This window comes from Mycobacterium shunyiense (genome assembly GCF_058270075.1).
The window spans coordinates 80,403-98,105 of record NZ_JBZDPU010000027.1; the positions used below are offsets into that span (position 1 = coordinate 80,403).

19 protein-coding genes and 1 riboswitch are annotated in these 17,703 nt (G+C 67.2%); of the genes, 7 read left to right on the forward strand and 12 right to left on the reverse strand.

Going from position 1 to position 17,703, the window contains the following annotated elements; genetic code table 11:
- Positions 1 to 117 precede the first annotated feature (117 nt).
- A riboswitch (cobalamin riboswitch) is annotated at positions 118 to 334 on the reverse strand.
- Positions 335 to 391: 57 nt separating this feature from the next.
- Together AC4ELH_RS27535 and AC4ELH_RS27540 are read right to left on the reverse strand one after the other, a co-directional pair.
- Positions 392 to 1,066, reverse strand: a complete 675-nt coding sequence (locus tag AC4ELH_RS27535; RefSeq protein ID WP_448448248.1) for a sensor domain-containing protein — start codon at positions 1,064 to 1,066, stop codon at positions 392 to 394.
- Between the two features lie 113 nt (positions 1,067 to 1,179).
- The gene (locus AC4ELH_RS27540; protein ID WP_463794611.1) at positions 1,180 to 1,743 is read right to left on the reverse strand and encodes an Rv2240c family protein; all 564 of its coding nucleotides are present in this window, start codon (positions 1,741 to 1,743) and stop codon (positions 1,180 to 1,182) included.
- Between the two features lie 450 nt (positions 1,744 to 2,193).
- Between AC4ELH_RS27540 and AC4ELH_RS27545 the strand changes: the two genes are divergently transcribed.
- The 5 genes from AC4ELH_RS27545 (at position 2,194) to AC4ELH_RS27565 (ending at position 5,368) form a co-directional block, all read left to right on the forward strand.
- On the forward strand, positions 2,194 to 2,895 hold the full coding sequence (locus AC4ELH_RS27545) for an MspA family porin (protein WP_448448246.1): 702 nt from the start codon (positions 2,194 to 2,196) through the stop codon (positions 2,893 to 2,895).
- 91 nt (positions 2,896 to 2,986) lie between these two features.
- Complete coding sequence (locus AC4ELH_RS27550) at positions 2,987 to 3,673, forward strand: MspA family porin (RefSeq protein ID WP_498887881.1); 687 nt, start codon at positions 2,987 to 2,989, stop codon at positions 3,671 to 3,673.
- A 31-nt stretch (positions 3,674 to 3,704) separates the two neighbouring features.
- The gene (locus AC4ELH_RS27555) at positions 3,705 to 4,430 is read left to right on the forward strand and encodes a hypothetical protein (protein ID WP_498887883.1); all 726 of its coding nucleotides are present in this window, start codon (positions 3,705 to 3,707) and stop codon (positions 4,428 to 4,430) included.
- Between the two features lie 215 nt (positions 4,431 to 4,645).
- Positions 4,646 to 4,963, forward strand: coding sequence for a hypothetical protein (locus AC4ELH_RS27560; protein WP_064887007.1), 318 nt, complete (start codon positions 4,646 to 4,648; stop codon positions 4,961 to 4,963).
- A gap of 66 nt (positions 4,964 to 5,029) precedes the next feature.
- The gene (locus tag AC4ELH_RS27565) at positions 5,030 to 5,368 is read left to right on the forward strand and encodes a hypothetical protein (protein ID WP_463794606.1); all 339 of its coding nucleotides are present in this window, start codon (positions 5,030 to 5,032) and stop codon (positions 5,366 to 5,368) included.
- Positions 5,369 to 5,399: 31 nt separating this feature from the next.
- Here AC4ELH_RS27565 and AC4ELH_RS27570 read toward each other — a convergent pair whose 3' ends face one another.
- A complete protein-coding gene (locus tag AC4ELH_RS27570) occupies positions 5,400 to 5,798 on the reverse strand; it encodes a hypothetical protein (RefSeq protein WP_498887885.1) in 399 nt (132 codons plus the stop codon).
- Positions 5,785 to 6,330, reverse strand: a complete 546-nt coding sequence (locus tag AC4ELH_RS27575) for a signal peptidase II (RefSeq protein ID WP_064887010.1) — start codon at positions 6,328 to 6,330, stop codon at positions 5,785 to 5,787. Before AC4ELH_RS27575 ends, AC4ELH_RS27570 begins: the two co-directional genes overlap by 14 nt.
- 196 nt (positions 6,331 to 6,526) lie before the next feature.
- Between AC4ELH_RS27575 and AC4ELH_RS27580 the strand changes: the two genes are divergently transcribed.
- On the forward strand, positions 6,527 to 7,279 hold the full coding sequence (locus tag AC4ELH_RS27580) for an enoyl-CoA hydratase (RefSeq protein WP_448448242.1): 753 nt from the start codon (positions 6,527 to 6,529) through the stop codon (positions 7,277 to 7,279).
- 17 nt (positions 7,280 to 7,296) lie between these two features.
- On the opposite strand, the gene AC4ELH_RS27585 is transcribed toward AC4ELH_RS27580, so the two are convergent.
- The 8 genes from AC4ELH_RS27585 to AC4ELH_RS27620 all read right to left on the reverse strand — a co-directional run bounded on the left by AC4ELH_RS27585 (position 7,297) and on the right by AC4ELH_RS27620 (position 16,976).
- The gene (locus tag AC4ELH_RS27585) at positions 7,297 to 8,481 is read right to left on the reverse strand and encodes a dihydrolipoamide acetyltransferase family protein (RefSeq protein WP_498887887.1); all 1,185 of its coding nucleotides are present in this window, start codon (positions 8,479 to 8,481) and stop codon (positions 7,297 to 7,299) included.
- On the reverse strand, positions 8,478 to 9,563 hold the full coding sequence (locus tag AC4ELH_RS27590; RefSeq protein WP_498887888.1) for an alpha-ketoacid dehydrogenase subunit beta: 1,086 nt from the start codon (positions 9,561 to 9,563) through the stop codon (positions 8,478 to 8,480). Before AC4ELH_RS27590 ends, AC4ELH_RS27585 begins: the two co-directional genes overlap by 4 nt.
- 5 nt (positions 9,564 to 9,568) lie before the next feature.
- Positions 9,569 to 10,657: a pyruvate dehydrogenase (acetyl-transferring) E1 component subunit alpha gene (gene pdhA / locus AC4ELH_RS27595; RefSeq protein ID WP_498887890.1), complete on the reverse strand. Its 1,089-nt coding sequence runs from the start codon at positions 10,655 to 10,657 to the stop codon at positions 9,569 to 9,571.
- 302 nt (positions 10,658 to 10,959) lie between these two features.
- Positions 10,960 to 11,766: an HpcH/HpaI aldolase/citrate lyase family protein gene (locus AC4ELH_RS27600; protein WP_448448238.1), complete on the reverse strand. Its 807-nt coding sequence runs from the start codon at positions 11,764 to 11,766 to the stop codon at positions 10,960 to 10,962.
- The gene (locus tag AC4ELH_RS27605; protein WP_064957814.1) at positions 11,766 to 12,254 is read right to left on the reverse strand and encodes a MaoC family dehydratase; all 489 of its coding nucleotides are present in this window, start codon (positions 12,252 to 12,254) and stop codon (positions 11,766 to 11,768) included. The genes AC4ELH_RS27600 and AC4ELH_RS27605 overlap by 1 nt, the downstream gene beginning before the upstream one ends.
- Positions 12,251 to 13,414 (reverse strand): acyl-CoA dehydrogenase family protein, encoded by a 1,164-nt coding sequence (locus tag AC4ELH_RS27610; protein WP_498887892.1) that lies wholly within the window; start codon positions 13,412 to 13,414, stop codon positions 12,251 to 12,253. Before AC4ELH_RS27610 ends, AC4ELH_RS27605 begins: the two co-directional genes overlap by 4 nt.
- Positions 13,411 to 15,420 (reverse strand): acetyl/propionyl/methylcrotonyl-CoA carboxylase subunit alpha, encoded by a 2,010-nt coding sequence (locus tag AC4ELH_RS27615; protein ID WP_498887894.1) that lies wholly within the window; start codon positions 15,418 to 15,420, stop codon positions 13,411 to 13,413. The genes AC4ELH_RS27610 and AC4ELH_RS27615 overlap by 4 nt, the downstream gene beginning before the upstream one ends.
- 2 nt (positions 15,421 to 15,422) lie before the next feature.
- Positions 15,423 to 16,976: a carboxyl transferase domain-containing protein gene (locus tag AC4ELH_RS27620; protein ID WP_498887896.1), complete on the reverse strand. Its 1,554-nt coding sequence runs from the start codon at positions 16,974 to 16,976 to the stop codon at positions 15,423 to 15,425.
- A 70-nt stretch (positions 16,977 to 17,046) separates the two neighbouring features.
- Here AC4ELH_RS27620 and AC4ELH_RS27625 point away from each other — a divergent pair, with 70 nt between their 5' ends.
- Positions 17,047 to 17,640 carry an SACE_7040 family transcriptional regulator gene (locus AC4ELH_RS27625; RefSeq protein WP_064887020.1) on the forward strand — a complete coding sequence of 198 codons (594 nt, stop codon included), beginning with the start codon at positions 17,047 to 17,049 and terminating at the stop codon, positions 17,638 to 17,640.
- The last annotated feature ends 63 nt before the right edge of the window (positions 17,641 to 17,703 follow it).

A 17,703-nucleotide genomic window follows, 5' to 3' on the forward strand; every position in this document is an offset into this window, starting at 1 on the left:
CAACGTACGAAGAGGATGGCCACCGCCAGGAGACACCGAGCCGAACGCAGGCACCCGCCACGAGTGAACCGCTTTCGGCCACTGCCCATTCCGCGAGGCGATGAACCACCGGACGCGGCGCGCCCGGTACGGCTGGCAGGTCTTCGGACTCACAGGCACGCACGTGGACCGTGCTCCTACTGGCCGTCGCTTCCCAGCCGCACATTTCTGCGGGCCAGTGCTGATGACGGCGGTCGTTCCTGCATACCGCTGCGGGACAGTCCCGGATTCTCACCGGGTTCCCTCTCACGTCGCATCTCGATCAGCCTGCGACGCTCGATGTCGGCACCGTAAACGTCCCGGCGCCGACAAACCAGCTGCGTGGCTCAGACTACCCCGTGGTCAGCACTCCTCATCGAGGCATCGCGGCCTTGATCTTGTCCACCACGTCGGCTGCCTGGGTCACTGAGGATCCCGCCGGCTTGCACGCTTGGATGTCCATGACGAGGTTCGCGGCGGCGGCCAGCGCGCGCTGGCAGTCGCGGGTCTGGTCACCGTCGACGCGAGTGAACGGCAGGGTGAGTTCGTCTTCGGTTCTGGTGAGCGTGCCGCTCTTCCACTTGGGCAGCGGTTCACCGTTGAGCGTGATGTTCACCTTGTGGTCGGTGCACTTGGACCAGCGTTCCGCCGACTGAGCAAGGAAGTCGTCGGCGTCCTGCGCAGACGGAAAGATCACCACCGACTGCACCAGAAGGTTCTCCCAGTTGTCATTGTCCGGTGCCCGCAGCAGCACCTGGCGCATCGCGGCCCAGTGATCCCCGTAGATGGCGGACTCGTTTACCTGCCAGGCGCCCAGGCAGTTCAGGTTGGGCAGCAGGTTGCGATGGTCGCTCATCTCCGTGACCGGTGGGTGCGCTGTCATCCCGTCGGTCCCCATCAGCGTGTTGACCTCTTCGGTGCTGAGCAGCAGACCCTCGAGTGCCGACTTGGGCACGTCCTTCGGCGGCCCCGGGACTGTGTCGGAGTTGCCGGAACAACTGGTGGCCATCAGCACGAGCGCAACCAACGAGATCACAAGCCGGATCACGGCAATCCTTTACTGGAGGCACGGTGCACCGCGCAGGTGGGTGAAAGTTCAAAGATCGCAGGTGCCGGCCCGAGCCGCGATTACCCAATCATTCCAACGTGATTGGCGCTTCGTCAGGCGTGTGTGCCCGCGGCGGCACAGGCCATCTGCGCGTTGTTGGCATCGTTGTTGAGCTGGGTCGCCGTGTCGTTGAGCGATTGACCGCCGGTCCGCAGCCCCATCTTCAGCAGCAGCTTGGTGGCACCGAAAGACCATGAGCGCATCGGGTTGGCAATGTCGGGCGAGAGTCCCGGTGTGCCTGCGGCATTCATCGCCGACGCGGCGGCTTCACGCAGCGCCGTCCGGCCACTGGTGTTCGTCGTACTGATGGTCGGATCCCCGTAGTCGGGCCGCTCCACACCTTCGATCGAATCGGCGAAATCGCCGTAGAAGGTTGATGCCGAATCGAGCGCGTTGGCGAACGTCGAGCAAGCCGTAACCGCAGGCACGCCAGGGTCATCCGTACTCGCGACCGGCACCGGCACCGGACCCGCAACCGGCGCACCCGCTGTCACCGGCGGCAACTCGGGCACCGCGGGCGCCGCCGGCCCCGGTGCGCCCGCCTCATCGCCGGGTTCCGCGAACGCGGCGGGCGCGGAACCAAACCCAATGCTGAAGGCAATGAGCAACGATGCCACGCCTCGCTCGTACACCTGAGACGACCTCAACGATTCCTCCGTCAGTCGGATAGCAGTTCGACGCCAAGGCGCCACAGTTGACGTCCGCGCCTCATCGACGCATCTGCCGTCCCCCCGGATGCACCTCACCGTCGAGGGTCCACATGTCCAAAAGGTGAACTGCAGGCCAACCCGTTCCCCCTAACGGTCGTCCATTGTGCGCCGGCCGCACCCGTCGATGCCTCATATATGTAATGCGCTGCAGCACACGCCATTTCCCAGCAATCTCACAGGTTCGGCGATTCCAGCTCGACGGAAATGAGGTGGCAACTGTTGGGACGTTGTTCACCAAACCGAAACGCGACCGGTTCATGATTCGTCGCGACAGATTCCTTGGGCCCTTTGAGTTTTGACGACCACGGCGCGTCGCATAACGCAGGGCCCAAAACCACGAGAGGCGCAAGTTCACGCATGTTGAGTCGTTTTGCCCCCCTGGCTGCAGTCTGCATGTTGGCCCCTGTAGCGATTGCGCCCCTTGCATATGCAGATCCCCCGCCGCCGCCGGACCCCGCGGTGCCCGCCGCAGCGGCGGCGCCCGCCCCGCCCCCACCGGACACGGGCGCAGTGCCCTCCTCGCCCCCCGGAGTCCTCGACACCCCCGACGGCTGGCACGTGACGGTCGCCGGATCCAACGAAACCCTGCTGCCGGTCGCACCACTGACCACCGCGGTGTCGTCACGTGAGTACCTCGTCGGCGGCACCTTCAACGGAAAGGTATCGGGCGGGGGCAAGACCAAACTGACCGGCGGCACGCTCGAAGCCGGCGCCCAGATCGGTTGCGGCATCATCACTGACGAAACGGAAATCAACCCGGGCATCAGCTTCACCCCGGGCATCAAGATCCCGTTCACCGGTTCGGCCGGCGATGCCAGCCTCGGTACCGGTGTCAGCCTGCAGGGCAAGGTCTACCTCAAGCCCGGCACCGTGACCATCGTTCCGATCGACAAGAAGTCGTTCAAGGGCACGGGCACTCGCGTGACGATCACGGGCGTGCGTATCAAGTTCGATCAGTGCGCCGGTCAGTCGTTCATCCGCACTTACGCGACGCTGACCAGCTCCACCGACAACACCGACGACGTCGTCACCTACCTCGGCGTCACCAAGGCCGTCTGACCGCGGCCTCGCGACGGCACCGACCATCTTTCGCCCCGATCACGACGCCGATACCTCGGATTCGAACCCCATGAGAGGCACAAGTTCCCGCATGTTGAATCGTTTCGCCACATTGGCCGCTGTCTGTATATTGGCCCCGGTTGCGCTGGCGCCCCTCGCGTCGGCCGACCCGCCGCCACCACCGCCGGATCCCGCCGCACCCGTCGATGCCGGACCACCGCCGGACAACGGGCTGGTCGCCTCCGCCGAGCCGGGCGTGGTCACCACCCCCGACGGCTGGAAACTCACAGTGTCGGCCAAAGACGAGAGCCAGCTGCCGGTCGCGCCGCTGACCACCGCGGCATCGTCACGTGAGTACATGGTGGGAGCCACCTTCACCGGCACCGTCACCGGCGGCGGATCCACCTCGCTGACGGGCGGCACGCTGGACACGGGCTACCAGATCGGCTGCGGAATCGAGCTGGGCCAGGTCCGTCTGATCGGGTCCATCGGTCTGAGCACGTCGGGCTCGACGCTGGCCGGCATCATCCCGACCGGGGTGAGCATGCCGATCTCGGGCACCTTGGAGGTCCACCCCAAGCCCGGTACCGTCACCAACGTCTCGGTGAACAAGAAGTCGTTCAAGGCCGCACCGGTGCGCGTCACCCTCAAGGACGTTCACATCAAGGTGGACGGCTGCGTCGGCCAGTCCTTCCTGCGGTCCTACGCGACCCTGACCAGCTCCACCACCGACACCGACGATGTGGTCGCTTACTACGGCGTCACCAAGTCGGTCTGACGGGCTGGGCGTGAAAGCGAAACACGAAGGTATGAGCGAGAACCCGGACGCCACATTCGCGATCAAGAATGCGATGGCCGCCTTCGCCGCAGCCGGGCTGTTCGTGGTCGGCGCGGCGGTTGCCTGTTCGGCAACCGCCGCCGCCGACCCGGCGCCACCAGAGGTTCCCGGTGCTCCCGCGGTCGCCGCCCCGGCTCCTGCTCCGGCTCCCCCACCCGGACCCGACGTGCCCCTGATGGGCGCACCCCTCGGGCCGAGCGGGTTGTCGGTACTCGGACAGACCGGGACCGAGACGGCACCTGGACGCCTCGGCGTCCCCAACGGGGTCGACATGAGTCCCGGTGCGCTGCTCGGGCAGTACACGGTGCCGTCGGCACCGGGTGGACCGCCCCCGACCGAGGCACCCAACCTCAGGGCGTTCAACAACGGAAACTTCTTCCCGCAGAACGAGAAACCGTCGGCGCCCGGTCAGGGCACCGTGGTCGGGGTCCCGCCGGGTCAGGAGAACGCGGACATCTCCGGGCTCGACTGGATGCGGAACATGCGCGACATGTACCGCAACGGGAACCTGCGTGGCGCGATGCTCGGCCAGCTGCCCAAAGAGCAACTCGGTGAACCGCTTCCGGGCACCGCACCGCCACCCGGGACGAACGTGCCTTCGGGTCTCGGTGAGTACCTGCCGGATCCGGCTGCACCGCCTCCGGCACCAGGAGCTCCGCCGGCGCCGGGAGCACCTCCCGCGCCACCTGCTCCCTGACACATTCGGGCAGCGTCCGGTAATCCCGGAGGCTGCCCGATTTTCTTGGCCCCTACCGCTGCGTGAGCCGAGCCAGACCGGCCCGGAGCTGTCGGCCGCGCAAATATTCCGTCACTTTCTGTTAACTTTCCGTACACCAGGAATACACTGACTGATGACGGCCGGGGCTACCGGTGAGAGCGACAGCATGAGATCCGACCGTCAGGAGGGTCGGGATGCTGTTCCATGCTCGATATACGAAGATCGTCGGACTGGTTGTGCTCATACCGGCCATCGCAATCGGGGCCACCCCGGTTGCCACGGCGGAGCCGACTGCGGGCAGCGGCCAACGGGCCGACGAAACGATCTCGGCCCTCAGCGCCGAGGGCTACAACGTGGCGATCAACTGGGTCGGCGGCAAGAGCACATTGTCGCTGTCGCTGTGCCGCGTCAATTCGATCCACAATCCCAACCGCGGGTCGCCGCCCCTACCCAAGTCAGACGTAACGGTCTACGTCGATGTGCAATGCCCCGACGAGGGCTCGAATTCCTGAACCACGTCATACCTTTGCCGGCGGAATAGACTGGCACAAGCCGATCCGACCGCCGGAAGGGTCATCATGCGACGAGTAGTGCGTTGCGCGAAGGTGTTCACACCCTTCGCAGCGCTGTGTGTCGGCATGGTCCTGGCTCCATCTGCCGTAGCGGACCCGACGGCAGGCACCCGATCGGCCGCCGACACGATCAACGATCTCACCGCGAAGGGCTACAACGTCCAAATCAACTGGGTCAGCGGAGTCAGCAGCGAGCCACTCACACGCTGCCGGGCAACGGCGGTTCACAATCCCGATCGGTCACCCGGCGTCGACCCGTCGAACACGACTGTCTACGTAGACGTTTCGTGCCCCAACGAGCCCGACGACGACATCTCGGGTGGCATCGGAATCGGGTTCGGCTGACCCGGTCCTCGCGCGTGTCGGTCAGTACGCATCAGAACGCGGCCCCGTTGGGCACCGAAGTCGTGGCATAGGGATTCGACATCGTCGTGGTCGGCGGCGCGGTTGTGTCGGACGGGGCTTCCGGGGGTGGCGGTGGCGCAGTCGAAGGTCCGATGTCCTCGCTGGTGCTCACCGGCGTCCGCGGCGTCGTGCTCGTGCTGGTAGTCACCGCGCGCGACGACGGCTTCACCGGCGTCACCGGCGTCAGCCGATCAGGTTGAGGAGGCAGCACCGACTGGTGTGACGTCATCAGAATCGCCAACACCAGCGCACCGATGGCCACCACGGCCCCGACTCCGGCAAGGACCATCGCAGTGCGGGTCTCGTGCCATGCGGCGCTCGGCCGGTCGTCCGCTGAACCGACCCGGTGGTCGGGATTAGTTTCCAGCATGCGGCTCCGGGCTCCGGGCGGCGCCGTTGAACGGAAAACCCGACAGCGACAACGCAATCAACCAGACCACACCTGACAGCACGGCGAGATCGGCGACGTTGAACACCGGCATCGGGCCGATGGCCAGAAAGTCGACCACGTGCCCCCGCATCGGACCAGGGGCACGGAAGAATCGATCGATGAGGTTCCCCCCGGCGCCGCCGAGGATGGTCCCCAGACCCACGGCCCACCACCGAGAGCGGACGTTCACACCGATCCAGGCGATGGCCGCAGCCACGGACAGGACGACGATGGTCAGCAGCACGGTCCGGTCCGCGGCCATCGACATGGCGGCACCGGAATTGCGGGTGAGCTCGCAGGACAGCCAGGTGCCCAATAACGGGACGGGATGGCCCGGTTCGAGCGTGCCCACCGCCAGCGCCTTGGTCCCCAGATCGAGCAGGAAGATCGCCCCGGCTGCCATGAAGAGGAGCCGACGCCGCGTCGGCGTTGCCGACTGCGCGCCAGAAATACCGGCAATGTCAGCCGTCACCGAATCATTGTCCGCTCATGCCGGCGGGACCGCTGGGCAATGGGGCCGACGTTCCGATGAACATTTGTGGTCACCCGCGCCGAACATCACGTGCCGAATACCCCGCGCCGAATGTCACGCCAGAGTGGCGCGCGAGCGCGGGCGCCACTCTGGCGTGACGCTCACGGGCAATACCCACGGAGGCTAGGGTGGCTTGGTGCCGGATTCAGTGTTGGTCAGCGTCGACGATCACATCGCAGTCATCACCGTCAACGATCCCGATCGCCGCAATGCGGTGACCTTCGAGATGTCGGCAGCCCTGCGCGCCGCGGTCGAGGGGGCCGAGGCCAACCCCGACGTGCACGCCGTGATCGTCACGGGTGCGGGCAAGGCGTTCTGCGCCGGGGCCGACCTCACCGCGCTCGGCGAGGCCACCGAGGACGGGCTGCGCAAGATCTACGACGGGTTCCTGGCGGTCGCCAACTGCACGCTGCCGACGATCGCCGCGGTCAACGGCGCCGCAGTCGGCGCGGGCCTGAACCTGGCGCTGGCCGCCGATGTCCGCATCGCCGGCCCGGGCGCGCTGTTCGATCCACGGTTCCAGAAGCTGGGCATCCACCCCGGCGGCGGCGCCACCTGGATGCTGCAGCGAGGCGTCGGCCCACAGGTGGCCCGGGCGGCACTGTTGTTCGGCATGCGCTTCGACGCCGAATCCGCGGTGCGCCACGGGTTGGCGCTGTCGATCGCCGAGGATCCGGTGGGCGCCGCGCGCATGCTCGCCGCGGGCCCCGCCAGTGCTCCGCGTGACGTGGTGATCGCCACGAAGGCCTCAATGCGGGCCACCGCCAATCCGGGAACGGTCGACACCGACCAGCACGGGACAGCCGTTGACATCGAACTCGGTCCGCAGGCACGCTCGATCGAATCTCCCGAGTTCGCAGCGCGTTTGGCTGCCGCCAAGCGGAAGTAGTGGGCTACAACTCTCCCCTAGAGGTCCAGCACGGCGAGCTCGGGCGCCTCGACCAGGGCGCGCAGGTCAACCAGGAATGCCGCGGCCTGCGCGCCGTCGACGACGCGGTGGTCGAATACACACGTCAACGACATGGTCGGGCGGGCCGCCACCGCACCGTCCACGACGACTGGTCGCGGTTTGATCGAACCCATGCCCAGAATCGCCGCCTCCGGATAGTTGATCACTGGTGCGCCGTCGTCCAGGCCGAGGGCACCGAAGTTCGACACCGTGAACGTCGACCCGCTGAGCTCCGCCGGGCTGAGTGTGCCGGCTCTGGCCCGCTCCACGAGCCTGGCGACCGCAGCGGCCAACTGCCGGGTCGTCATGGTCTGCGCGTCACGGACCACGGGAACCAGCAGGCCACGCGGTGCGGCCACCCCGAAGCCCAGGTGCACGGCCGGATGCCGGTGGATCTGAGCACCTTCCGTGGTTTCCAGCCACGTGGAGTTCAGCAGTTGATGCCGCCCCAGCGCCATCACCAGCAGCCGCAGCGTCAGCACGAACGGTGTGACGGGCAGCTCCGCATCGGCGGCCCGAATCCGGTCGCGCAGCTGCAACAACGCACTGCAATCGACCTCGACGCGGGCGTGGGCATCAGGAATTTCCTTGTGCGACAGAGACATCCTTCGCGCCATGGCGGCCTGCACGCCAGTGACATCGAGATTCTCCGAATTACCCGCGGCGGCCAGCACATCGTCGCGGGTGACGATCCCCTCGGGCCCGGATCCCGGGGCAAGTGCGTCGAGGTCCACCTGCAGATCAGCTGCCAGTTTCCGCACCGGTGGTTTGGCACGAGCCCGGTCACCCGTTGGTGGCGTTCGCCTACTGGCATCCATGCTGTCGTCGGCGCCGTATCCGACCAGCACCGATTTACGCTGCGTCGCACCGTTTTTCGCAGGAAGGGTGGGGGCAGCGGCCGGCTCACCGGCATCGATCCGGACCAGCAACGACCCGACGGTCAAGGTATCCCCTGCCGCGCCGCCGAGTTCGAGCACCTGCCCAGCGAACGGACTGGGGATCTCCACCTCGGCCTTGTTCGTCTCGACGGTGCACAGTGTCTGGTTGAGTTCGACCGTGTCGCCCACCGCGACACTCCAGCTGGTGATGGTGGCGTCCTGCAGGCCCTCGCCGAGATCAGGGACCAGAAACTCGCGGTTCACGGCTGTTCCAGCGCACGCTCGACACAGTCGAGCAACCGGTCGACGCCGGGCAGCCACGCCTTCTCCAGCCGGGCAGGGGGATACGGTGTGTCAAAACCCGTGGCGCGCAACACCGGTGCCTCAAGGTCGTAGAAACATTCCTCGGAGATCCGGGCGGCAAGTTCGGCACCGAAGCCCAGAGTCCGAGGGCCTTCGTGCATCACCACCGCACGACCGGTGCGCTGCACCGCGGCCGCGACGGTGTCGAAGTCGAGCGGGTTGAGTGATCGCAGGTCCACCACCTCAAGGCTCCAGCCGCGGTCGGCGGCCAGCTCGGCAGCGTTGAGCGCGGTGCCCACCAGCCCGCCGTAGGTGATGACCGTGACGTCGGTTCCGTTGCGCCGCACCGCGGCCCGGCCGATCGGCGGCGCAGGTGCGCTCGTGTCGACGAGTTCGCGGGCCCAGTAGCGCCGCTTGGGCTCCAGGAAGATCACCGGATCGGGGCTGCTGATCGCATACCGCAGCAGCCAGTACGCATCCGACGGGGTCGACGGTACGACGACCTTGAGGCCGGCGGTGTGCAGCCAGTACGACTCGGTGGACTCCGAGTGATGCTCGACCGCGCCGATACCGCCGAACGACGGAATCCGCACCGTCACCGGCATCTTCACGTCACCGTGAGTGCGCATGTGATATTTAGCCAGGTGGCTGGCGATCTGGTCGAAGGCGGGATAGCTGAATCCGTCGAACTGCATCTCCGGGACCGGGACGAAACCGCGGATCGCGAGGCCGATGGAGATACCGATGATCGCCGATTCGGCCAGTGGAGTGTCGAAGCACCGGTCGGCACCGAAGGTTTCGGCCAGCCCCTCGGTGACCCGGAAGACGCCACCGAGGGTGGCGACGTCCTCGCCGAACACCAGGACATGTTCATCGGCAGCCATGGCGTCACGTAGCGCCCGGTTGATGGCCGCGACCATGGTCAGTTCGGCGACCGCAGGCTCGGACCGCGGGGGCGCGGGCCTCCTGAGCGGAGTCAGCTCCCGCTCCCACGGGTCCGGCGAATCCCCCTGAGCGGCAGGACGATCGATGATCTGGGTCATGGGTCTCACGCCTCCTTCGCCAGTTCGGCCAACAACTGATCGCGTTGGCGTGCCAGATCCGGGGTGATCTCGGCATACACGTTGTCGAACAGCTCGGCCGGATCGGCGTCGGCGGCTCCGACGATCGTGTCGCGCAACTCTGTGCACAGCCGCAGTGACCGCGCCGCGACTCGTTGCTCCAGACGGTCGTCGAGCACTCCGGTGGTCTGGAGGTAGTTGCGGTAGCGCGCGATCGGATCACGGGCCAGCCAGTCATCGAGCTCATCGGCCGACCGGTAGCGGGTGGGATCGTCGGAGGTGGTGTGCGGACCCATCCGGTAGGTGACGGCCTCGATGAGCGTGGGACCGCCGCCCTGCCGGGCACGTTCGGCCGCCTCTGCCATCACCGCATAACAGGCCAGCACGTCATTGCCGTCGACGCGGACACCCGGCATGCCGTAGCCGGTGGCGCGGTGCGCGATCGACGGCCCGGCCTGTTGCCTGCTGACCGGCACGGAGATCGCCCACTGGTTGTTCTGCACGAAGAACACGCACGGCGCCTTGAACACCGAAGCCAGGTTGAGCGCTTCGTGCGCGTCACCCTCACTGGTCGCGCCGTCGCCGAGAAATGCGACGGTCACCGAATCCTCGCCGAGACGTTGGGCAGCCATCGCCGCGCCGACGGCATGAAGTCCGTGAGTGCCGATCGGAATGGCGATCGGGGCGACGCAGCGCCTGGTGAACTCCGTGCCCCCGTGCCACTTGCCTCGCCACACCGCACCCATCTGGCCCGGCGTGATGCCGCGCAGCAAGAACGCGCCGATCTCCCGGTACTGGGGGAACAACCAGTCGGTCTTGCGTAGGCAGGCCGTGGCCCCGATCTGCGCGGCCTCCTGACCCCGACACGACGCGTACAGCGCCAGCTCACCCTGGCGTTGCAGGTTGATGAATTCCGTGTCCAGATCGCGGGTCACCACCATGGACTCGTAGAGCCAGGCCAGGGTTTCGTGGGGCAGATCGCGGCTGAAGCGGGTCTCGGCGGTGGGTGACCCGTCTGCGTCCACCAGGCCTACCGGGTCCAGTTCGACACTCGGTGCCGCATACATCCCAGCCATCCCGCCTCCTTCTCAGGTGACGGCATGTCGCGCCGCCAGTCCGTGAGGTGCTCAGAGCAGCGGCGGTACGTGCAAAACCCCTGGTGAGAGGCCTCCGGCTAATGCCTGGGTGTGGCGCTAGTCAGACGATCCGCTCGGCCCGTCGCAGCACTGGGGCATATCGCCATTATGCGCCCGAACCGAGTTCGGCCGGGTCCATCGCCGGTAACGATTGGGTGCGTGTCGGAGACGCCGGCGAGCAGACGCTGCGGTACCCCAGAAACACTGGTTTCGGGTACCGACGCGTCTGCTCGCGGTAGCGACTAGGGGGCCAGGGCGACGATCCGCTCGGCCCGGCGCAGCACCGGGGCGTCGACCATCAGACCGTCGTGCTGGAAGACGCCGCGTTCGGTAGCCACCCGGGCGAGTACTGCCCGCGCCCAGCTGATCTGCTCATCGGTGGGCGCATAGGCCGAGCGGATGACGGCGACCTGTGTGGGGTGAATCGCCACCTTGGCGTCGAAACCGACCGCGACCGCGTCGTCGGACTCGGCCCGCAGGCCGTCGAGATCCTTGATGTCGAGGTACACCGAATCCAGCGCCAGCTTCCCGTAGGCCTTGGCCGCCAGCAGGGTCTGCGACCGCACGTGCTGGGCGACGTCACGGTAGGTGCCGTCAGGCCACCGGTTGGCGGTGCCACCGGTGACCGCGAAGAGGTCCTCGGCTCCCCACATCACCGCGAAGGCGTTGTCGGGCTGCACCAACTCGACGACGTTCAGCGCGGCCAGCGGGGTCTCGATCAACACCACGACATCCAGCGGGGCCAGGGCGCGCACCTGATCGGCATGCTCGGTCTTGGCCAGCATCACGGTGGTGTAATCGGTTGCGGCGACTGCCTTCAGGTCCAGTTCGTGATCGGCGGTGTCGGTCGGGTTGACCCGCACCACGGTGCGGGCCGGATCCAGCCGCGTGTCGATCAAGGCCTGGCGGGCGGCGGAGCGGTCCTTGGCCGCGCATCCGTCCTCGAGATCGAGGATCACCACATCGGCTGCCGCCGCGGCCTTTTCGAATCGCTCCGGACGGTCGGCCGGGCAGAACAGCCAGCCTGGACCGGGTGCCTGGAGTGCCATCAGGAATCCCCCTCCGGGCGCATCCGCATCAGGGCCTTGCGGGTAGCCGTGGCCACGATGTCACCGTGCTGGTTGCGGCCGGTGTGCACGAACGTGACGATGCCCTCGCCGGGACGGCTCTTGGATGCCCGCTTCTCGGTGACGACGGTCTCGGCGTAGAGCGTATCGCCATGAAACATCGGCTTGGGGAAAGCGATTTCGGAGAACCCCAGGTTTCCGACGGTGGTGCCCTGGGTGAGCTGAGAGACAGAGAGCCCGACCAGAGTGGCCAGCGTGAACATCGAGTTCACCAGCCGCTGGTTGAACGGCGGCTGCTGCTCGGACCAGGCCGCATCGAGGTGTAGCGCCTGGGTGTTCATGGTCACCGCGGTGAACAGTGTGTTGTCGGCCTCGGTGATGGTGCGCCCGGGACGGTGCAGGTAGCACACTCCGGTCTCGAACTCCTCGAACCAGAGCCCACGCTGTTCGATCACTCGCTCCTCGGTCACAGACCCGCCTCCCGCGCGATCAGCATCAGCTGCACTTCGGTTGTCCCCTCACCGATTTCGAGGATCTTGCTGTCCCGGTAGTGACGCGCCACCGGGTACTCGTTCATGAAACCGTAGCCGCCGAAGATCTGGGTGGCGTCGCGGGCGTTGTCCATCGCCGCCTCGCTGGAGACCAGCTTGGCCACCGACGCCGCCTTCTTGAACGGCTTGCCGGACAGCATCAACGCCGCGGCGTCGTAGTACGCGGCGCGGGCAGTGTGGGCGCGGGCCTCCATCCGGGCGATCTTGAAGGCGATGGCCTGGTACGTGCCGATGGCCGCGCCGAAGGCCTGACGTTCCTTGGCGTACTTCACACATTCGTCCACGCAACCCTGCGCCACACCGACGGACAGCGCCGCGATGGCGATGCGGCCCTCGTCGAGGATGCGCAGGAAGTTGGCATAACCGCGGCCGCACTCACCCAGCAGGTTCTCGGCGGGTACCCGGACGTCGTCGAAGCTCAGGGGGTGGGTGTCCGAGGCGTTCCAGCCGACCTTGTTGTAGGCCGGTTCGGCGGTGAATCCCTCGATGGGCACGGGCACCAGGATCGACGAGATCTCCTTCTTGCCGCCGTCACGTTCGCCGGTGACCGCGGTGACCGTGACCAGCTTGGTGATGTCGGTACCGGAGTTGGTGATGAACTGCTTGGAGCCATTGATAATCCAGTGGCCGTCGTCCATCTTCGCGGTCGTCTTGGTGGCGCCGGCGTCGCTGCCGCCGCCGGCCTCGGTCAGGCCGAAGGCGCCCAGCGCCTTGCCACTGGCCAGCAGCGGCAGCCACTCTTCCTTCTGGGCGTCGTTACCGAAGCGGTAGACCGGCATGGCGCCCAGGGAAACCCCCGCCTCCAGCGTGATGGCCACGCTCTGGTCCACCTTGCCGAGTTCCTCCAGGGCCAGGCAGAGCGCGAAGTAGTCGCCGCCCATGCCGCCGTACTCCTCGGGGAAAGGCAGTCCGAACAGACCCATGTCGGCCATGCCGGCCACGACCTCATACGGGAACGAATGTTCCTCATCGTGTTTCGCGGCCACCGGGGCGACGACGCTCTGGGCGAAGTCGCGGACGGTCTTGGCCAGTTCCGCGTAATGGTCCGGCAAGGTGCCGGTGGACAGAAAGTCCGTCATTGCTCGTTCTCCTGTGTTGCAGCGGTAATCCGGGCCAGCGGCTGGCCCACCTTGACCTGGTCGCCGACGGCGACAAGTAGCTCGGCCACACCATCGGTGGGCGCCGTCAGGGCATGCTCCATCTTCATCGCCTCCACGGTGACGACCATGGTTCCGGCGGTCACCTCGGTGCCGCTCGCAACGCCCACGGCGACAACCGATCCCGGCATGGGGCTGACGAGTTCGGCGTTGCCGCTGTGCTCGTCGTCGGGTCGCACCGGCGCCTCGCGGACCTCCTCGACGAGGTAACTGCGTCCGGCGCCGGAGAGCCACAGCTGACCGACACCCCCGCTCAGTTGCGTGGCGACCAGGTACTCGGCCCGCATCCCGTCGAGGGTGAGGGTGAACCGATCTCCGACGAATGCCGCGCTGACGGTGTGGGTTTCACCGTGCTCGACGGTGGCCGTGGCCTGATCGGGAGTACCGGTGAGGTACACGTGGTCGGTGCGCTCGCCGGCCCGCAGCCGGAACGCCGCGGGGGCACGCTCCCCCACCCGCCAACCGGTCGGCCGTGCCCACAGATCGTCGCCGGCCTCGGTCCAGTTGCTGATCCACTGGTAGGCCGCCGCGGCGATCAACTCGGCGTCGCCGAGGGCCTTGGGCGCGAAATCCGGCGCCCGACGGTCCAGCAGGCCGGTGTCCAGTCGGCCGGCCGCCACATCGGGATCGGCCAGCAGGAAGCGCAGGAACTCGGTGTTGGTGGTCAGGCCCAGTACCGCTGTATCGGCCAGCGCCCGGTCCAGCTTGTGCAGCGCCGCGGCCCGGTCGGCGCCGTAGGCGATGACCTTCGAGAGCATCGGGTCGTAATCGCTGCCGACGACCGTGCCCGCGGCCAGGCCGGAATCCACCCGCACGCCGGGCCCGGTCGGCTCGCGCAAGCCCAGTACCGGCCCTCCCGTGGGAAGGAAGCCGTTGGCCGGGTCCTCGGCGTACAACCTGGCCTCGATGGCATGTCCGGTCATGACGATGTCGTCCTGGCCGAGCACGAGCTTCTCCCCCGCGGCAATGCGCACCTGCTGCTCCACCAGGTCCACACCGGTCACCATTTCGGTGACCGGGTGTTCCACCTGAAGCCGGGTGTTCATCTCCATGAAGAAGAACTCATCGGGCGCATCCGCGGACACGATGAATTCCACCGTGCCGGCGCCCGTATAGTCGACGCTACGCGCGGTGTCGCAGGCGGCGGCCCCGATGCGAGCCCGGGTGGCCGGATCCAACAGGGGTGACGGCGCTTCCTCGATGACCTTCTGGTGGCGGCGCTGCAGGCTGCATTCGCGCTCCCCCAGGTGGATCACGCTGCCGTGGCCGTCGGCGAGCACCTGCACCTCGATATGGCGGGGCCGCAACACGAATCGTTCCAGAAACAGGGTGTCGTCACCGAACGCGGCCGCGGCCTCGCGACGGGCGCTGGTCAGCGCGGCAGGCAGATCGGCAGCCTGTTCGACCACACGCATGCCCTTGCCACCACCACCTGCCGACGGCTTCACCAGAACGGGGAACCCGACCTCGGGTGCGCCCGCGATCAGCTCGTCATCGGTCAGGCCTGGACGCGAGATGCCGGGTACGACGGGGACGCCGAACGCGGACACCGCGGCCTTGGCCGCGATCTTGTCGCCCATGGTGGCGATCGCCGAAGCGGGCGGGCCGATGAACACGATGCCCGCGGCCTGCAGTGCGGCGGCGAACTCGGCGTTCTCGGAAAGGAATCCGTAGCCGGGGTGCACTGCCTGCGCACCGGTGCGCTGCGCAGCCGAAACCACCGCGTCGATGTCGAGGTAGCTCTGCCGGGCCGCGGCCGGTCCGATACGGACGGCCACGTCTGCCTCTGCGACATGTCGGGCGCCGGCGTCGGCGTCGCTGAACACCGCCACCGACCGGATGCCCATGGCTCGCAGCGTGCGGATGACCCGCACCGCGATCTCGCCACGGTTGGCGACGAGGACTGTGTCGAATAGGGAGAGGCTCATCATCACATCCGGAATACGCCGTAGGAGACCGGCTCCAGCGGAGCCTGGCCGACAACCGAAAGAGCAAGTCCGAGCACGGTTCTGGTGTCGGCCGGGTCGATCACCCCGTCGTCCCAGAGCCGGGCCGTCGAGTAGTACGGGTTGCCCTGATGCTCGTACTGGGCCCGGATCGGCGCCTTGAACTGCTCTTCTTCTTCTGCGCTCATGTCGCCGCGCACCGTGGCCAGCACCGAGGCGGCCTGCTCGCCGCCCATCACCGAGATGCGGGCATTGGGCCACATCCACAGGAACCGCGGCGAATAGGCACGCCCGCACATCGAGTAGTTGCCGGCCCCGTAGGAGCCGCCGATCACGACGGTCAGCTTGGGCACCCGGGCGCAGGCCACCGCGGTGACCATCTTGGCGCCGTGCTTGGCGATACCCGAGGCCTCGTAGTCGCGGCCGACCATGAACCCGGCGATGTTCTGCAGGAACAACAACGGGGTCTTGCGTTTGTCGCACAGCTCGATGAAATGCGCTCCCTTGAGCGCGGATTCGCCGAACAGCACACCGTTGTTGGCGACGATGCCGACCGGGTGGCCGTGGATGCGGGCGAACCCGGTGACCAGGGTGGTGCCGTACTCGGCCTTGAACTCGCTGAACTCGCCGCCGTCGACGATCCGGGTGATCACCTCGTGCACGTCATACGGCACGCGGGAGTCGACCGGGACCACGTCGTAGAGCTCGCTCTGGTCGGCGACGGCGTCCACGGTGGGTGTCACGGCCCAGGGCGGGGCCTCGGCCGGCCCGAGGGTGGCGACGATGTTGCGCACGATCCGCAGCGCATCACGGTCGTCGTGGGCCAGATGGTCGGTGACACCGGAGGTCTTGGAATGCAGGTCACCGCCGCCGAGGTCCTCGGCGGTCACGACCTCACCGGTCGCGGCCTTCACCAGCGGCGGACCTCCCAGAAAGATCGTGCCCTGGTTGCGCACGATGACGGCCTCATCGCTCATCGCGGGCACATAGGCGCCACCCGCAGTGCACGAGCCGAGCACCGCGGCGATCTGGGCGATGCCCTGCGCGCTCATCGTGGCCTGGTTGTAGAAGATCCGGCCGAAGTGCTCGCGGTCGGGGAACACCTCGTCCTGACGCGGCAGGAAGGCACCGCCGGAGTCGACGAGATAGATGCACGGCAGCTTGTTCTGCAGCGCGATCTCCTGCGCACGCAGGTGCTTCTTGACCGTGACCGGGTAATACGTGCCGCCTTTGACGGTCGCGTCGTTCGCGACGATCAGGCATTCCCGGCCCGACACCCGGCCGATGCCCGCGATCATCCCGGCACCGGGACACTCGTCGTCGTACATCCCGTCGGCAGCCAGTGCGGCGATCTCCAGGAACGGGCTGCCCGGGTCCAGCAGCCCGTCGACCCGATCGCGGGGCAGCAACTTGCCCCGGTCGACGTGGCGTTGACGGGCCCGCTCGGGGCCGCCGAGTGCGGCGGTGGCGAGCTTGGCGCGCAACTGCCCAACCAGCGCCAGATGCTCCTCGCGGTGCGATGACAAGGCAGCTCCCATTTCGGTTAATGACGACTAACTCGTGCTAGGTTAGTTTTCATTAACTGAGTTGTCTACCCCCGGAGGCGCCATGTCCGACAGCGCCGTCACCCGTCGCAGCAAGGCGAAGTCCGACCGCCGCAGTCAACTGATCGCTGCCGCCGAACGGCTTGTGGCCGAACGCGGTTACCTCGCGGTACGCCTGGAGGACATCTGCTCTGCGGTCGGCATCTCCGGGCCGGCCATCTATCGGCACTTCCCCAACAAAGAGGCCCTGCTGGTCGAACTGCTGGTCGGGATCAGTACCCGCCTGCTCGCCGGAGCGCAGGAGGTCACCGCCCGCAGCGCCCCGCCCGCCGACACCCTGAACGGCCTCGTGGACTTCCATCTCGACTTCGTCTTCGGCGAGCCCGACCTGATCCGTATCCAGGACCGCGACCTGGCACATCTGCCCGACACCGCCAAGCGTCAGGTGCGGCGGTCCCAGCGGCAGTATGTCGAGATCTGGGTGGCGGTCCTGACCCAGGTGAACCCGGATCTGGCCGAGGACGACGCCCGCGTGATGGCTCACGCCGCGTTCGGCCTGCTGAACTCGACCCCCTACAGCGTGAGACCCGCTGTCCCCAAGACACATTCCCGCGCGGTACTGCGCCGGATGACGCTGGCCGCGCTCACCGCCGACTAGGGCGTGTCTGACAAAACTAGAAGCCAGAGGGTGACGGCGCGTAGGACAGCTGCTGCCCGGTAG